Annotated in this window: 13 protein-coding genes; 11 read left to right on the forward strand and 2 right to left on the reverse strand. The window is 71.2% G+C overall.

Going from position 1 to position 16,815, the window contains the following annotated elements; genetic code table 11:
* Positions 1 to 19: 19 nt before the first annotated feature.
* From OG349_RS22995 to OG349_RS23005, 3 genes are all read left to right on the forward strand, one after another.
* A complete protein-coding gene (locus tag OG349_RS22995) occupies positions 20 to 2,146 on the forward strand; it encodes a bifunctional polysaccharide deacetylase/glycosyltransferase family 2 protein (protein WP_327238681.1) in 2,127 nt (708 codons plus the stop codon).
* Positions 2,143 to 3,351 (forward strand): acyltransferase family protein, encoded by a 1,209-nt coding sequence (locus OG349_RS23000; protein WP_327236401.1) that lies wholly within the window; start codon positions 2,143 to 2,145, stop codon positions 3,349 to 3,351. The genes OG349_RS22995 and OG349_RS23000 overlap by 4 nt, the downstream gene beginning before the upstream one ends.
* 167 nt (positions 3,352 to 3,518) lie before the next feature.
* Positions 3,519 to 3,704 carry a hypothetical protein gene (locus OG349_RS23005; RefSeq protein ID WP_161307374.1) on the forward strand — a complete coding sequence of 62 codons (186 nt, stop codon included), beginning with the start codon at positions 3,519 to 3,521 and terminating at the stop codon, positions 3,702 to 3,704.
* 45 nt (positions 3,705 to 3,749) lie between these two features.
* On the opposite strand, the gene OG349_RS23010 is transcribed toward OG349_RS23005, so the two are convergent.
* Positions 3,750 to 5,285, reverse strand: a complete 1,536-nt coding sequence (locus OG349_RS23010) for an MFS transporter (RefSeq protein ID WP_327236402.1) — start codon at positions 5,283 to 5,285, stop codon at positions 3,750 to 3,752.
* Positions 5,286 to 5,525: 240 nt separating this feature from the next.
* On the opposite strand from OG349_RS23010, the gene OG349_RS23015 reads away from it, so the two are divergent.
* The 8 genes from OG349_RS23015 to OG349_RS23050 all read left to right on the forward strand — a co-directional run bounded on the left by OG349_RS23015 (position 5,526) and on the right by OG349_RS23050 (position 15,027).
* On the forward strand, positions 5,526 to 6,098 hold the full coding sequence (locus OG349_RS23015; protein WP_327236403.1) for a TetR/AcrR family transcriptional regulator: 573 nt from the start codon (positions 5,526 to 5,528) through the stop codon (positions 6,096 to 6,098).
* Positions 6,099 to 6,307: 209 nt separating this feature from the next.
* Positions 6,308 to 7,447, forward strand: coding sequence for a uroporphyrinogen-III synthase (locus OG349_RS23020; protein ID WP_327236404.1), 1,140 nt, complete (start codon positions 6,308 to 6,310; stop codon positions 7,445 to 7,447).
* Positions 7,448 to 7,558: 111 nt separating this feature from the next.
* Entirely contained in the window at positions 7,559 to 8,158 is a 600-nt protein-coding gene (locus tag OG349_RS23025; protein WP_327236405.1) for a CGNR zinc finger domain-containing protein, read from the forward strand.
* A gap of 108 nt (positions 8,159 to 8,266) precedes the next feature.
* Positions 8,267 to 8,884: a sigma-70 family RNA polymerase sigma factor gene (locus OG349_RS23030; protein ID WP_161307379.1), complete on the forward strand. Its 618-nt coding sequence runs from the start codon at positions 8,267 to 8,269 to the stop codon at positions 8,882 to 8,884.
* Entirely contained in the window at positions 8,881 to 9,834 is a 954-nt protein-coding gene (locus OG349_RS23035) for a zf-HC2 domain-containing protein (RefSeq protein ID WP_327236406.1), read from the forward strand. Before OG349_RS23030 ends, OG349_RS23035 begins: the two co-directional genes overlap by 4 nt.
* Positions 9,835 to 9,896: 62 nt before the next feature.
* Positions 9,897 to 12,455, forward strand: coding sequence for a HelD family protein (locus OG349_RS23040; protein WP_442806294.1), 2,559 nt, complete (start codon positions 9,897 to 9,899; stop codon positions 12,453 to 12,455).
* A gap of 463 nt (positions 12,456 to 12,918) precedes the next feature.
* A complete protein-coding gene (locus OG349_RS23045; protein ID WP_327236407.1) occupies positions 12,919 to 14,361 on the forward strand; it encodes an NAD-dependent malic enzyme in 1,443 nt (480 codons plus the stop codon).
* Positions 14,362 to 14,745: 384 nt separating this feature from the next.
* Positions 14,746 to 15,027 carry an HU family DNA-binding protein gene (locus tag OG349_RS23050; RefSeq protein ID WP_003954777.1) on the forward strand — a complete coding sequence of 94 codons (282 nt, stop codon included), beginning with the start codon at positions 14,746 to 14,748 and terminating at the stop codon, positions 15,025 to 15,027.
* Between the two features lie 246 nt (positions 15,028 to 15,273).
* Here OG349_RS23050 and murA read toward each other — a convergent pair whose 3' ends face one another.
* A complete protein-coding gene (murA, locus tag OG349_RS23055) occupies positions 15,274 to 16,614 on the reverse strand; it encodes a UDP-N-acetylglucosamine 1-carboxyvinyltransferase (protein ID WP_327236408.1) in 1,341 nt (446 codons plus the stop codon).
* Between the last annotated feature and the right edge of the window lie 201 nt (positions 16,615 to 16,815).

Genomic DNA, 16,815 nt, shown 5'->3' on the forward strand with positions numbered 1-16,815 from the left:
CGCCCGCCGCAGACTGCCCATGCGCTACCTGCTGCCGTCCCTCGTCCTCGTCGCCATGCTCGCGATGCTCATGCTCCGCGGCTACGTCCACAGCGAGATACTCGCCGACCACCGCGTCCGCCCCCCGGTCGCCACCGACCAGGTGCCCGACCGGATCCTCGACGGCGGCCCCGTCATCGACGCGCGCTCCGCCGCGGCCCCCGCGAAGTCGCTGAGCATCCCGGACGGCCGGCTGGTCCTGACGTTCGACGACGGCCCCGACCCCCAGTGGACCCCCAAGGTCCTGGACGAGCTGAAGAAGTACGACGCCCACGCCGTCTTCTTCGTGACGGGCACGATGGCCTCGCGCTACCCGGCCCTGGTGAAGCGCATGGTGGACGAGGGCCACGAGGTCGGCCTGCACACCTTCAGCCACCCCGACCTCTCGTACCAGACCAGGACCAGGACCAACTGGGAGCTGACCCAGAACCAGTTGGCGCTGGCGGGCGCCGCCGGCGTCAGGACCTCGCTCTTCCGGCCGCCGTACTCCTCCTTCGCCGACGCCATGGACAACAAGTCCTGGCCGGTCACGCGGTACATCGGCAGCCTCGGCTACATCACGGTCCTCGACAGCGTCGACAGCGAGGACTGGAAGCGGCCCGGCGCCGACAGGATCGTGGAGTGGGCCACCCCCAAGGGCCACCGGGGCTCGGTCGTACTGATGCACGACTCCGGCGGCGACCGCTCGCAGACCGTCGAGGCCCTCGGCCGCTATCTGCCCGCCATGCAGGAGCGCGGCTTCCGCTTCGTCAATCTCACCGAGGCGCTCGGCGCGCCCAGCGCCCTCACCCCGGTCACCGGCGCCGACCTGTGGAAGGGCAAGGCCTGGGTCGCCGCGGTCGCGCTCTCGGACAGCGTCACCGATGTCCTGGTCGTCGGCCTGGCCGTGATCGGTGTCCTCGTCCTCCTCCGCTTCGGCCTGATGCTGGCGCTGTCCTTCGCCCACGCGCGCAAGGTCCGCCGCCGCGGCTTCCGCTGGGGCGACCCGGTCACCGAACCGGTCAGCGTGCTCGTCCCCGCGTACAACGAACGCGAGTGCATCGCCAACACCGTCCGCTCCCTGATGGAGAGCGGCCACCCCATCGAGGTCGTGGTCGTCGACGACGGCTCCACCGACGGGACGGCCGACATCGTCGAGGAGATGTGGCTGCCCAACGTCCATGTCGTACGCCAGGAGAACGCCGGCAAACCGGCCGCGCTCAACAACGGCATCGCGCACGCCCGCCACGACATCATCGTGATGATGGACGGCGACACCGTCTTCGAGCCCTCCACCGTGGGCGAGCTGGTGCAGCCGTTCGGCGATCCGCGCGTCGGGGCCGTGGCGGGCAACGCCAAGGTCGGCAACCGCGACACCCTCATCGGGGCCTGGCAGCACATCGAGTACGTGATGGGCTTCAACCTGGACCGGCGGATGTACGACCTGCTCCGCTGCATGCCCACCATCCCGGGCGCGGTCGGCGCGTTCCGGCGCCAGGCCCTGGAGCGGGTCGGCGGGATGAGCGACGACACCCTCGCCGAGGACACCGACATCACCATGGCCCTGCACCGCGACGGCTGGCGTGTCGTGTACGCCGAGCGCGCCCGCGCCTGGACCGAAGCGCCCGAGTCCGTCCAGCAGTTGTGGTCCCAGCGCTACCGCTGGAGCTACGGCACGATGCAGGCGATCTGGAAGCACCGCGGGGCCCTGGTCGAACGCGGCCCGTCCGGCCGCTTCGGCCGTGTCGGCCTGCCGCTGGTCTCCCTCTTCATGGTGCTGGCGCCGCTGCTCGCGCCGCTGATCGACGTGTTCCTGCTGTACGGCCTGGTCTTCGGCCCGACCCAGAAGACGATCGTGGCGTGGCTCGGCGTCCTGCTCGTGCAGGCGGTCTGCGCCGCGTACGCCTTCCGGCTCGACCGGGAACGGATGACCCACCTGATCTCCCTGCCGCTCCAGCAGATCCTCTACCGGCAGCTCATGTACGTCGTGCTGCTCCAGTCCTGGATCACCGCGCTCACCGGAGGCCGGCTGCGCTGGCAGAAGCTGCGCCGTACGGGAGTGGTGGAGGCGCCGGGCTCGGTGCCGGCCCCGCGTGGGCCGAGCGGTGAGCGGAGGCCGGTGGCATGAGCGTTCCTTCGGTGGACACCGGGGGCGTACCCCGGGCGCGGCACAAAGCGGTGGCACCGGCCGGCGCGGGGAAGGCCGGCACCTCGCGGACCGGCGCCGCGGAGGCCGCTCCCGGCCGTGACCGCTACCTCGATCTGCTGCGCGCGGTCGCGCTGGTCCGCGTCGTGGTCTTCCACATCTTCGGATGGGCCTGGCTGACGATCGTCTTCCCCTCGATGGGCGTGATGTTCGCGCTGGCGGGCTCGCTGATGGCCCGGTCGCTCTCCCGGCGCACCCCGTGGAGCGTGATCCGCGGGCGGCTGCGCCGGCTGCTGCCGCCCATGTGGGCGTTCGCGGCGGTGGTCGTACCGGTGATCTTCGTGCTGGGCTGGGACCCGGCGCGGGAGGAGGGGATGTGGGGCCTGGCGAAGCTGGGCAACTACCTGCTGCCGCTGGGCGCGCCGCCGTACCCGTACGTGAGCGGGTCGGCGAGCGGCTGGCTGGAGGAGTCCTGGGCGGAGCAGGCGGTGGGGCCGCTCTGGTACATCCGCGCGTACGTCTGGTTCGTCCTCGCGTCCCCCTTGCTGCTGTGGGCGTTCCGCAAGGTGCCCTGGGCGACGCTGGCGTTCCCGCTCATCCTGACCGCCGCGATCGAGACGGGTCTGCTCACGATCCCCGGCGAGACCGGTCTCGCGCTGACCGACTTCGCGGTGTACGGCGCCTGCTGGGTGCTCGGATTCGCCCACCAGGACGGGCTGTTCCGGAGGATCCCGCGCTATCTGACCGTTTCGCTGGCCGTGCTGCTCATGGCCTTCGGCCTGTGGTGGGCCTCGGGCCATCCGGGACCCGAGGGGTGGAACCTCGACGAGATGCCCCTCACCGAGGCGACCTGGTCGCTGGGGTTCGTGGCGATCCTGCTCCAGTACGCCCCGTCGTGGCGCGAACTCCCGGGCCGGCTGGCCCGGTTCGACCCGCTGGTCACCCTGGCCAACAACCGTGCCGTGACGATCTACCTCTGGCACAACCTGCTGATCATGGCGACGATCCCGATGATCGACCAGCTCTGGAACATCCCGGGCATCGACGCGTTCTCGGCCGAACTGGACGCCTCGTACGGGGTGCTGACCCTGCTCCTGGTCTGGCCGCTGATCGCCCTGATGATCCTGGCGGTGGGCTGGGTGGAGGACGCGGCGGCGCGACGCCGCCCACGGCTCTGGCCGGCCTGATCCCTGTGCGCGACCCGGGGTGTGCGCCCGCATCGGCGTCCCCGTGTCCCCCGTCTGTGTCCTCTGTCGCCCCGGCTACGGCCCGCCTCTGCCCGGACGCCCCGAAACGTACCGATCCTTATGGGAAGGACGGAAACGGACGGAATCGGCACGAGGACGGAAGGCACATGCGAAAGTCGGAACAAGGCCGCGACCACCGGGGAGCGCGGGAGCGCGCGCTCCCCGGCTGCGATGTCTGCGCCGCCCTGCTCAAGCAGCGGGCGGACGCGCGGCGGGTGGGCGACTACGGTGCGGCGCTGGCGTACGGCCGGGAGCTGGAGAACCACCCGCACCCGGCCGCCGCCCCCCGCTGACGGCCACGCCGTCCGCGTCGGGCCCGGCGTGCCGTCCGCGACCGCCTACATGTGGACGGCCTGGACCCCTTCCGGAGCCGGTTGCGGGCGGCCGCCCCGGTACATCACCAGGGCGAGCACCGCGCCGACGGCGAAGATGCCGGCCGACCACCAGTAGGCGGTCGAGTAGCTCTCCAGCTGCGCCTGGGCGAGCGCCCCCGGGGACGGCTCGCGGTCCGACAGATAGTTCGTCGCCGCGCTCGCCGCCAGCGTGCTCAGCAGCGCGGTGCCGATCGAACCGCCCACCTGCTGCATGGTGTTGACGGTGGCCGAGGCCACCCCCGCGTCCTCCACGGAGACCCCGGAGGTGGACACGCTCATCGCGGTCGGCATCACCAGGCCGAGCCCGAAGCCGATGACCAGCAGCGGCGGGAGCACGTGGGCCGAGTAGGTGCTGGTCAGGTCGAGCGCGGTGAGCCACGCCATGCCGACGGCGGCCATCGCCATGCCCAGCGGGACGATCGGCCGGGGGCCGTACTTCGGCAGCAGGCTGTTGGTGACCAGCGTCGCGGCGACCATCAGGATGCCGATCATCGGCAGGAAGGCGAGGCCGGTCTTGACCGGCGTGTAGTGCAGCGAGGACTGGAGGTAGTAGGTCAGGAAGAGGAAGACGCCGAACATGCCCGCACCGGAGATGGCGAGCATCGTGAAGGACGCCCCGCGGTCGCGGTCGAGCAGGACGCGCAGCGGCAGCAGCGGGTGCTTCGACCGGGTCTGCCACCAGCTGAACGCCGTCAGCAGCACTCCGCCGGCCAGCAGGAAGCCCCACGTCTGCGGGGAGCTCCAGTCGTGCGTCTCGGCGTTGGAGAAGCCGTAGACCAGCCCGAAGAGGCCGGTGGTCACGAGGACGGTGCCCGGCAGGTCCAGCTTCGGCCGGTCGGCCGGGGCGCCCTTGCGCAGGAAGACCAGGCCGCCGACGAAGGCGAACACGGCGAAGAAGAGGTTGACGTAGAGCGTCCAGCGCCAGCTCAGGTGCTCGGTGAGCAGACCGCCGAGCAGCAGGCCGACGCCGCCGCCCGCGCCGCCGATGGCGCCGTAGATGCCGAAGGCCTTGGCGCGTTCCTTGGCCCCGGTGAAGGTGGTGTTGAGCAGGGCCAGCGCGGCCGGTGCGAGCATCGCGCCGAACACGCCCTGGAGCGCGCGGCCGGTGACCAGCACCTCGAAGTTCTGGGCGGCCCCGGCCAGGGCCGAGGCGCCGGCGAAGCCGACGACGCCTATGAGGAAGACGATCCGCCGGCCGATGAGGTCGGCCAGCCGTCCGCCGAGCAGCAGCAGGCTGCCGAAGGCGAGCGCGTACGACGTGACGATCCACTGCCGGTTGTTGTCGTCGAAGCCGAGCGCCTGCTGGGCCGAGGGCAGGGCGATGTTCACGACGGTCGCGTCGAGGACCACCATCAGCTGGGCCAGCGCGATGACGGTCAGCACCCACCACCGGTGGTCGGCGCGCTCCGGCTTGTCCGTCTCCCGCGCCGTATCGGGCGGGACCTTGTTCTGCGGGGGTACGTCACCGACGGACGTGTCGGCGGGGGACTTGGCTGCCATGGGCCGGACTCCTGAAGTGGGACGACAGAGGAGAACGAAACTGTTTCGTACTCGAATGACCATAGGACCGCCCCGGCCGAAACGCAAAAGATTCACTGCCGGTGGCTACCTCCTCACGCCCTGGATGTGCGACGCTCCCGTTCGCGGATGTGCAACGCTCCAGGTCGCGGGGGTGGGGCAGGTCCGGGGTACGTTGGTAGTGTACGAAACAGTTTCGTTCGTTGGTGGAGGTGATCGGCCGTGGCAGGCACCAGGCTCAAGCCGGAGCGTGAGGCCGAGATGTACGGGGCGGTGCTCGACCTGTTGCGTGAGGTCGGGTACGACGCGCTGACGATGGACGCCGTCGCCGCCCGTACGCGCTCCAGCAAGGCGACGCTCTACCGCCAGTGGGGGAGCAAGCCCGAGCTGGTGGTCCGCGCCCTGCGGCACAACAAGCCCGCCGCGTTCCAGGAGATCGACACCGGATCGCTGCGCGGCGACTTCCACGCGATGGCCGAGCTCGGCGACGACTGCAAGATGGAGGAGGACGCCGCCCTGATGCGGAGCCTGCTCCACGTCGTGCACGCGAACCCCGATCTCCACCGGGCGCTGCGCGAGCTGCTGGTCGAGCCGGAGATGACGGGGCTCGGCATACTGCTGCGGCGCGCCGTGGACCGCGGCGAGGTGCCGGCCGACCATCCCGCGTTCCCCTTCGTCACCCACATGCTGGTGGGCGCGTTTGTCGCGCGTCAGCTCATCGAGGACAAGCCGGTCGACCGCGCGTTCCTCTCGGACTACCTCGACGCGGTGGTCCTCCCCGCCCTGGGCGTCTGAACGCCGCCCCACCCGGGCGGTATACCTTCGCCCGCCCGCGCGGGGGCCCGTACGGATGCCGTACGAGCCCAGGCCCCGTGACGTACGGGTCCGCCGCGGCCCGTACGTAACACCGCCGACATCCCCGCGCACCGGGCCCGTCACGCACCCTTGGCAGGCTCGGCCGCCATCAACGGTGACGGGTGACGGACGAGCGGGGCCGGAGAGGCATGGACGGACAACAGCACGGCCCCCTCTCGGGGTTCACGATCGGCGTCACGGCTGTCCGGCGGGCCGCCGAACTCGGTGAGCTGCTCCGGCTTCGCGGGGGCGTCGTCCTGCACGCGCCCGCCCTGCGGATCGTGCCGCTCGCCGACGACACCGAACTCCGCGCCGCCACCGAGGACGTGATCGCGCACGCGCCGGACGTGGTCGTGGCGACCACGGCCGTCGGCCTCCGCGGCTGGGTGGAGGCCGCCGCCGGGTGGGGACGCGGGGCGGAACTCCTCGACCGCCTGCGCGGCGTGGAGTTGCTCGCCCGCGGGCCCAAGGCCAGGGGCGCCGTCCGGGCCGCCGGGCTGGTCGAGGCGTGGTCACCGGCCTCCGAGTCCATGGCCGACGTGCTGGAACGGCTGCTCGGGGAGGGCGTCGAGGGCCGCAGGATCGCCGTACAGCTGCACGGCGAACCCCTGCCCGGATTCGCCGAGGCGCTGCGGGCCGGGGGCGCCGACGTCGTGCCCGTACCCGTCCACCGGTGGATGCCCCCGGCGGACCCCGGGCCCCTCGACCGCCTGATCGACGCCACCGTCGCCCGGTCCGTGGACGCCGTCACCTTCACCAGCGCGCCCGCCGCCGCCTCGCTGCTCGCCCGCGCCGAGCACCGCGGCCGGCTGACCGACCTCCTCGACGCCCTCCACCACGACGTGCCGGCGGCCTGCGTGGGACCGGTCACCGCGCTGCCGCTCCAGGCGCGGGGCATCGACACCGTCCAGCCCGACCGCTTCCGCATGGGCCCGCTCGTCGACGTGCTCTGCGCCGAACTGCCCGCCCGTGCCCGTACGTTGCCGGTCGCGGGACGGTGTGTCGAGATACGCGGCCACGCCGTCCTGGTCGACGGCGACCTGCGCCCCGTACCCCCGGCGGGCATGGCCCTGCTGCACGCGCTGACCCGGCGGCCGGGGTGGGTGGTCTCGCGGGGGGAGCTGCTGCGGGCGCTGCCCGGTTCGGGGCGCGACGAACACGCGGTGGAGACGGCGATGGCCCGCCTGAGGACCGCGCTGGGCGCACCGAAGCTGATCCACACGGTGGTCAAGCGCGGATACCGGCTGGCGCTGGACCCGTCGGCCGACACCAAGTACGGCACCGGCTGACAACACGGCGTGCCGGTAGCAGGGGTTCCGGACGCGCTTCGGGGCAGGCACTCTGAGAAGGACGGCGCGGCGACGGCGCGTCCCGGTGAACCCCGAGGCGGTGACAGGCACATGGCGGCGGGCATGGGCTCGTACGAGTGGCGGTTCGACTCAGGACGGGTCTGTCTGGACCTGGTCGCGACCGGGGAACCCGCTCCCAGAGGGGCCGAGAGGCCCGAACGGCTCGACCGCGCGGAGCGGTTGGAGCGGTGGCTGGTCGGCTCCGGACTGGTGCCGGAGGGCACCGCGCTCGTCGCCGTCGACGCCGGCTGGGTCGGGCGGTTCGCGGAGCTGCGCGAGGGCATCGACCGGCTGGTGCGCGCCGAGATCGAGGGGTACGACGCCGGGGGCGCGCTGGAGCGCGTCAACGCGCTCGCCGCCGGGGCACCGCCCGGGATCAGGGCCGTACGGGACGAGGACGGCGCTCTGGTACGGGTCCTGGCCGGCGAGCCCGGGTGCGAGGCGCTCCTCGCGGCGGTCGCGCGGGACGCCGTGGACCTGCTCACCGACCCCGCCGCCCGGTCCCGGCTGCGGCAGTGCGACGGCGACAGCTGCCGGCGGATGTATCTCGACACCTCGCGCGGCGGGCGGCGGCGCTGGTGCTCCAGCGAGGTCTGCGGCAACCGCGAGCGGGTCGCGCGCCACCGGCGCAGGGCCGCCGCGGTCCTCTGACAGGATGGACAGGACGGCAAGACAACGCGGAAGAAGATTTTTAAACTTTCTCACTCCTCGTTGAGTGAACCCTCCCACCGTGACCGTAGTGATGCATGAGAAGCAGCCATGAAGGTCTCGACCGGGAGGTTCCAGGTGCGCAAGGATGCGGCCGTGGCCGATGACCGTCCTCACCGGGCCCGACACCGGAGCGAGGCACCCCGTACCGACTCTTCCTCAGCACCTGATGAAGAGCTGATGCGCGCCCTCTACCGGGAACACGCCGGACCGTTGCTCGCCTACGTACTGCGTCTGGTCGCAGGCGATCGGCAGCGGGCCGAGGACGTCGTGCAGGAGACGCTCATCCGTGCCTGGAAGAACGCCGGTCAGCTCAACAGGGCGACCGGCTCTGTCCGACCCTGGCTGGTGACGGTCGCGCGGCGTATCGTCATCGACGGTCACCGCAGCCGGCAGGCCCGGCCACAAGAGGTCGATCCGTCGCCGCTGGAGGTCATGCCCGCGGAGGACGAGATCGACAAGGCGTTGTGGCTGATGACGCTCTCAGATGCGCTCGATGATTTGACCCCTGCCCACAGGGAAGTGCTCGTAGAGACGTACTTCAAGGGCCGTACGGTCAACGAGGCCGCAGAGACGCTCGGCATACCCAGCGGGACCGTGCGTTCACGTGTGTTCTACGCACTGCGTTCCATGAAGCTCGCGCTGGAGGAGAGGGGGGTCTCGGCATGACCACGCACGATCAGTACGGACCGGGCGACGACAGTGCTGTGCACGAAACTGTCGGCGCGTACGTCCTGGGTGTTCTGGACGACGCCGAGGCCACCGCCTTCGAGGAACACCTGGCCGGCTGCCAGATCTGCGCCGTCCACCTGGAGGAGTTCTCCGGGATGGAACCGATGCTGGCCATGCTCGCGGACGGACCGGGAGCGTTCGGCGCGCCCGGTGCCGCCGGTGGCGGCGGGTCGGTCGTGCAGGGTGCCTTCGGGCAGGCCCCGCCCGGGGCGGCTCCCTTCGGGCAGCTGCCCTTCGGACAGGCCGGCGCCTCGGGGCGGCTGGACCCGTTCGCGCGGCTGCCGGTCCCGCCGTCGCGGCAGGCGACCCCCAGCGTGTCCGTACAGCCGAGCCCGCAGCTCCTCGACCGGCTGGTCGACGAGGTCGCGGCCAAGCGCGCCAAGCGCAAGCGCCGGGGCATGTACCTGGTAGCGGCGGCCGCCGCGCTGATCGTCGGAGGACCCCTCGCGTCCGTGGTCGCGACCTCGGACGACGGCAAGGCGGACAACGTGGCGGTGGGCACACCCACCTCCAGGCCCGCGGCCGACACGGCCAAGGACGCCTTCGCCGGGATGGCCGACAAGGTCACGGCGACCGACCCGACCACCAAGGTCACCGCCACCGTCGCCATGGGGGCGAAGGGCTGGGGCACCGACACGGTGCTGGAGCTCAAGAACCTCAAGGGCCCGGAGAAGTGCAGCCTGATCGCCGTCTCCAAGACCGGCGAGGAGGAGACGACCAGCTCCTGGACCGTCCCCGCGTGGGGGTACGGCATCCCGGACGGGCCGAACAAGTGGTCCAGGGCGCCCCTGTACGTGCACGGCGGTACGGCCATGCAGGCCAAGGACATCGATCACTTCGAGGTCCGGACGTTCGACGGCAAGTCACTGGTGAAGGTCGACGCCTGACACAGCCGCCCCCTTCGCGTACGGTTGACGGCTGCCCGTTGCACGTCACGAAGGGGGCCTCGGTGGCCGCGCAGGATGCCGCTGTTGAATCCGCTGGACCCGCTGTAGATCCCGGACGCGACACGGGGAACGACTCCGTACGCGACCGGGAGATCGGCGTCGAACAGCACCATCTGGATCAGGTGTACCGCCGTCTTGAGGAGAAGATCCACGAGGCGGAGTTCCTGATGAACGACGCCGCCAAACGGGGGCAGGTCGGCACGCCGGGCGCCCTCGCCGAGCGCGACGCACAGGTTTTCCGGGCCGGGATCCACCTCAACCGGCTCAACAACGAGTTCGAGGACTTCCTTTTCGGGCGGATCGACCTGCTGCCCGGCAAGGACGGCAAGAAGGGCCCGGACGGCGCGTACACCTCGGTCGACCCGGCCGACGACGCCATCAGGGCCGATCTGACCGCCGACATCGCCGAGACGCTGCACATCGGCCGGATCGGGGTCCTCGACTCCGACTACTCGCCGCTGGTCATCGACTGGCGGGCGCCGGCCGCCGCGCCCTTCTACCGCGCCACCCCGGTCGATCCCGGCCGGGTCGTGCGCCGGCGCGTGATCCGCTCCAAGGGCCGTCGGGTCCTGGGGGTCGAGGACGACCTGATGCGCCCCGAGCTGACCGCCTCGCTGGACGGCCGCGCACTTGCCGTGATCGGGGACGGCGCGTTGATGGCGGCGCTGGGCCAGGCCCGCAGCCACACCATGCGCGACATCGTCTCCTCCATCCAGGCGGAGCAGGACCTGGTGATCCGCGCTCCCGCCGCCTCCGTCACCGAGGTGTCGGGCGGGCCCGGCACGGGAAAGACGGCGGTCGCGCTGCACCGGGCCGCCTATCTGCTCTACCAGGACCGGCGGCGGTACGCGGGCGGCATCCTGATCGTCTCGCCGACGCCGCTGCTCGTCGCGTACACGGAAGGCGTGCTGCCGTCCCTCGGCGAGGAGGGCCAGGTCGCCATCCGCGCGGTCGGCTCCCTGGTGGACGGCGCCGAGGCCACGGCGTACGACGAACCGGCCGTCGCCCGTGTCAAGGGTTCTGCCCGGATGCTGAAGGTGCTGCGTACAGCGGTCAGGGGGGCCCTGGAGCCCTCGGCGGGTCCCGCTGGGTCCGGCGGGGCGGCGGGAGGGCGGGCAGGGGCGCAGGAGGGCCGGGGCGGCCGTGACCGGCGGCGGGGCGGTGGTCCCCGTACGGGACAGCTCGGCACCGGACAGCTCGCCTTCGGTGAGGAATCCGGTACGGACCCCGGCGGGGAGGGCGCACCGGAAGGCGACCCGCGCACCCCGGCGGTACGGACCGACCTGCTGCGGGTCGTGGCCTTCGGGCGGCGCCTGGAGCTGGACGCCGGCGAGCTGAACCGCGTACGGCAGTCCGCGCTCAGCGGTACGGCTCCTGTGAACCTGCTGCGCCCGCGCGCCAGGAAGCTCCTCCTGGACGCCCTGTGGTCCAAGTCCGGCGCGGCGGCCCGGGCCGGGGAGTACGCGTCGAGGGGCGACGCGGAACTCGCCGCCGAACTGCGCGGCGGCTTCGACGAGGACGTCGCGTCCGAGGACAGCTTCATCGAGTTCCTGGACGCCTGGTGGCCCGAGCTGACCCCGCGCGGAGTGCTCGCCGCCATGGCGGACGAGCGCCGCCTCGGCCGCTGGAGCCGGCGGGTGCTCAACCAGGGCGAGAACCGCCGGCTGGCCCGTTCGCTCCGGCGGCTGGGCGCCGACGGCAAGGGACCGCTGTCCGTGCACGACGTGGCGCTGCTCGACGAACTGGAGACCCTCCTGGGCTCGCCGCCGCGTCCTAGGAAGCAGCGCCGCGAGCTCGACCCGCTGGACCAGCTCACCGGTCTGGAGGAGCTGATGCCGCAACGCGAGGAGACCCAGCGCGAGCGGGCCGAGCGGCTGGCGGCGGAGCGCACGGAGTACGCGCACGTCATCGTGGACGAGGCGCAGGACCTGACGCCGATGCAGTGGCGCATGGTCGGCCGCCGGGGCCGGCACGCCACCTGGACGGTCGTGGGCGACGCGGCGCAGTCGTCCTGGACGGATCCCGACGAGGCGGCGGAGGCCAGGGACGAGGCGCTGGGCAACCGCCCGCGCCGCCGCTTCACCCTGACCGTCAACTACCGCAACCCCGCCGAGATCGCCGAGCTGGCCGCGAAGGTGCTGGCGCTCGCCATGCCCGGCATGGAGTCGCCGTCAGCCGTGCGCTCCACCGGCGTACGCCCGCGCTTCACCGTCGTACGGGACGGCGATCTCGCCGCGACCGTACGGGCGGAGGCGCGGGACCTGCTGGAGCGGGTGGACGGCACGGTCGGCGTGGTCGTGGCCATGAACCGCCGTGAGCAGGCGGCCCGCTGGCTGGCCGAACTGGGGCCGCGGGTGGTGGCGCTGGGCAGTCTGGAGGCCAAGGGCCTGGAGTACGACGCGACGGTCGTCGTCTCCCCGGCGGAGATCGCCGACGAGTCCCCGGCCGGGCTGCGTGTGCTGTACGTGGCGCTCACCCGGGCGACGCAGCAGCTCACGGTCGTGTCGGGGGTCCGGGACGAGCCCGACGCGGAGGGGGTGCCGGACCTGCTCCGGGATTGATTCCCGGTCAACTCGGCAGGAAGGAATCACTTTCGGGAGTGGTTTGTTAGCCTGGTCATGGCACCGACCCGATCCAAGCCCCCGGGCCCAACCTTCGTCGCCTAGAGCGACCTCTTGCCGCGAGGCGAGCATGGCGGGTCGGTGCCGCCTTTTCTTCCGGTTTCACTCGTCGTTCGACCAGCCTCGGCGCATTGAGTTCATTGAGTTCTCCGCCCAGCGCGGCGACGGGGTTTCCGTTCAGCGGGCCTTCACCGATGGTTGGTGGGGGCCTGCTTCTGTCGGCAGGGCCGCTTGTTACGCTCACCCGCCTGATGGAAGGCACCTTCCACGGACGCGGGGGACGCGGGACCTTTACCGGCTACGCGCCGGTAGGTGCGACCATCCGTAGGCGCGCCGGGCCCAGGGCTCCGACGTGCGACGGTGCCTTTCAAATGAGAGCCAGTGAAAGCAGAGGAACACGGTCATGGCAACGGCGCCAAGCGTCTCGTACTCGATGACGGTCAGGCTGGAGGTCCCCGCGAGCGGGACGGCTGTGTCCCAGCTGACCACGGCCGTGGAATCCTCCGGTGGCTCGGTGACCGGCCTGGACGTGACCGCGTCCGGCCACGAGAAGCTGCGGATCGACGTCACGATCGCGGCCACCTCCACCGGGCACGCGGAACAGATCGTCGAGCAGCTGCGCGGCATCGAGGGTGTCACCCTCGGCAAGGTCTCCGACCGTACGTTCCTGATGCACCTCGGCGGCAAGATCGAGATGCAGTCCAAGCATCCCATCCGCAACCGTGACGACCTCTCGATGATCTACACGCCGGGGGTCGCCCGGGTCTGCATGGCGATCGCCAGGAACCCCGAGGACGCCCGCCGCCTCACCATCAAGCGCAACTCCGTCGCGGTCGTCACGGACGGCTCCGCGGTGCTGGGCCTGGGCAACATCGGCCCGATGGCCGCGCTGCCCGTGATGGAGGGCAAGGCGGCCCTGTTCAAGCGCTTCGCCGGCATCGACGCCTGGCCGATCTGCCTGGACACGCAGGACACCGACGCCATCGTCGAGATCGTCAAGGCAATCGCCCCCGGCTTCGCGGGCATCAACCTGGAGGACATCTCCGCGCCCCGCTGCTTCGAGATCGAGGCGCGGCTGCGCGAGGCGCTGGACATCCCGGTCTTCCACGACGACCAGCACGGCACGGCGATCGTGGTGCAGGCCGCGCTGACCAACGCGCTGCGCGTGGTCGGCAAGGGCATCGGTGACGTACGGGTCGTCATGTCCGGCGCGGGCGCCGCCGGTACGGCCATCCTCAAGCTGCTCATCGCGGCCGGCGTCAAGCACGCCGTCGTCGCCGATATCCATGGGGTGGTGCACGCGGGCCGCGAGGACCTGGTCGAGGCCGCCGCCGAGTCGCCGCTGCGCTGGATCGCCGACAACACCAACCCGGAGGGCGTCACCGGCACCCTCAAGGAGGCCGTCGTCGGCGCGGACGTGTTCATCGGCGTCTCCGCCCCGAACGTGCTGGACGGCGACGACGTCAAGGCCATGGCCGACAAGGCGATCGTCTTCGCGCTCGCGAATCCGGACCCGGAGGTCGACCCGGCGGTCGCCCGCGAGTCGGCGGCCGTGGTGGCCACGGGACGCTCCGACTTCCCCAACCAGATCAACAACGTGCTGGTCTTCCCCGGCGTCTTCCGCGGCCTGCTGGACGCGCAGTCGCGGACGGTCAACACGGAGATGATGCTGGCCGCGGCGACCGCCCTGGCGGACGTCGTCAGCGAGGACGAGCTGAACCCGAACTACATCGTGCCCTCGGTCTTCAACGACAAGGTCGCGTCGTCGGTCGCGGGCGCCGTACGGGACGCCGCGAAGGCGGCCGGGGTGACGGTGTCGCCCTCCGCGTCGGCGACGTCCGTCTGAGATTCTGTCCGAGGAACGTCACGACCGTCCGCCCTGTGCCCGGCGCGTCGCGATTCGCCGGGCGTCACGGCCCCCTCTAGGGTGGCGGACCATGGGCCCCGCCGCTCCAGTGAGGTTTTCAGGGCCTCCGGGGGGCCCAAAGGGCGGCCAAGGCTCCAAGGAGTCTCCACAGAGTCGACGGAACGTCACGACGACGAGGCAGTGGCGCTTTTCGTGTGACTCCGGAGGGTGCCGGATTGGCTTTCCCGCCGCTGGTGGGGGCAGGATGCGTATTCGGGCGCGAGGGTCTGTCAGCAGACCCGGGTCCGGGGACTGTCCGAGGGCCCTGGCAGCATCGGCTTCGATCTCACGCCTCACAGGCAAGAAGAACACGGGAGTAACAACATGAACCGCAGTGAGCTGGTGGCCGCCCTGGCCGACCGCGCCGAGGTGACCCGCAAGGACGCCGACGCCGTGCTGGCCGCTCTCGCCGAGACCGTCGGCGAGATCGTCGCCAAGGGCGACGAGAAGGTCACCATCCCCGGCTTCCTGACCTTCGAGCGCACCCACCGTGCCGCTCGGACCGCTCGTAACCCGCAGACCGGCGACCCGATCCAGATCCCGGCCGGCTACAGCGTGAAGGTCTCCGCGGGCTCCAAGCTCAAGGAAGCCGCCAAGGGCAAGTAACACCCACAGGCGAACAAGCACGGCACAGGGGCGGCCATCCAACCGGATGGCCGCCCCTGTGTTGTGCCCCGGACGCCGTCCCGACGCCCTGTGTTGTCCCCCAGAAGGCCACAGACCGGGCGTGTACGGCCCAGAACGCCCCGGTGCGCCTGATGGCCCCGCCCGGGGGAGCGAGGCCATCAGCGCCGTACAGAGGGATTCCAGTGGCATGTGCCACCGGCGGGTGGATCGTGCGCCGGACGAGCGTCAGACGAGCGAGCCGCCCGGCAGCTCGACCTTCGCCCCCAGCTCGGTGAGCTTGTCCATGAAGTTCTCGTAGCCGCGGTTGATCAGGTCGATGCCGTGCACCCGGGAGGTGCCCTGCGCCGCCAGCGCCGCGATCAGGTACGAGAAGCCGCCGCGCAGGTCGGGGATGACCAGATCGGCGCCCTGGAGCTTCGTGGGGCCCGACACGACGGCCGAGTGCAGGAAGTTCCGCTGGCCGAAGCGGCAGTCCGAGCCGCCCAGGCACTCCCGGTAGAGCTGGATGTGCGCGCCCATCTGGTTGAGCGCCGAGGTGAAGCCGAGCCGCGACTCGTACACCGTCTCGTGCACGATGGACAGCCCCGACGCCTGCGTCAGCGCCACCACCAGCGGCTGCTGCCAGTCGGTCTGGAAGCCGGGGTGGACGTCCGTCTCCAGGGCGATCGCGTTGAGGGAGCCGCCCGGGTGCCAGAACCGGATGCCCTTGTCGTCGATCTCGAAGGCGCCGCCGACCTTGCGGTAGGTGTTGAGGAAGGTCATCATCGACCGCTGCTGCGCGCCGCGGACGTAGATGTTCCCCTCGGTGGCCAGCGCGGCGGACGCCCAGGAGGCGGCCTCCAGCCGGTCGGGGATGGCGCGGTGCGTGTAGCCGTCGAGCCGGTCGACACCGGTGATCCGGATCGTCCGGTCGGTGTCCATGGAGATGATCGCGCCCATCTTCTGGAGCACGCAGATCAGATCCTCGATCTCCGGCTCCACCGCGGCGTTCGACAGCTCCGTGACCCCTTCGGCCAGGACGGCCGTCAGCAGCACCTGCTCCGTCGAGCCGACCGAGGGGTACGGCAGCCTGATCTTCGTGCCGCGCAGCCGCTGCGGGGCCTCCAGGTACTGGCCGTCCGCGCGCTTCTCGATCGTCGCGCCGAACTGGCGCAGCACGTCGAAGTGGAAGTCGATCGGCCGGCCGCCGATGTCGCAGCCGCCCAGACCGGGGATGAAGGCGTGCCCGAGCCGGTGCAGCAGCGGGCCGCAGAACAGGATCGGGATGCGCGACGAGCCCGCGTGCGCGTCGATGTCGGCGACGTTGGCGCTCTCGACGTACGTCGGGTCGAGGATCAGCTCGCCCGGTTCGTCACCCGGGCGGACGGTGACGCCGTGCAACTGGAGCAGTCCCCGTACGACCCGTACGTCACGGATGTCCGGTACGTTGCGCAACCGGCTGGGGCCGCTGCCGAGCAGTGCGGCGACCATGGCCTTGGGCACCAGGTTCTTCGCACCGCGAACGCGGATCTCACCCTCCAGCGGGGTTCCGCCGTGGACAAGCATTACATCGTCTTTGACGGTCATGAATCTCGCGTTCCGGAGTGGGCGGGCAGGTGGCCAAGCAAAAGGGTAAGGGGCCGGAGCCCCTGCCCCGTAAGGGCGAGGACGTCCCGAACTCGTAATGAATTCGGCATGACACGTTGTGTTCCGCGTTCCTCGCGGAGGGTCACCGTCCCATTTTCCCGCCGCGCGGTGTCCGAGCCGCCCCGGTGCGTCGTGAGCTGC

The sequence above is a fragment of the Streptomyces sp. NBC_01317 genome, from assembly GCF_035961655.1.
GTDB lineage: Bacteria > Actinomycetota > Actinomycetes > Streptomycetales > Streptomycetaceae > Streptomyces.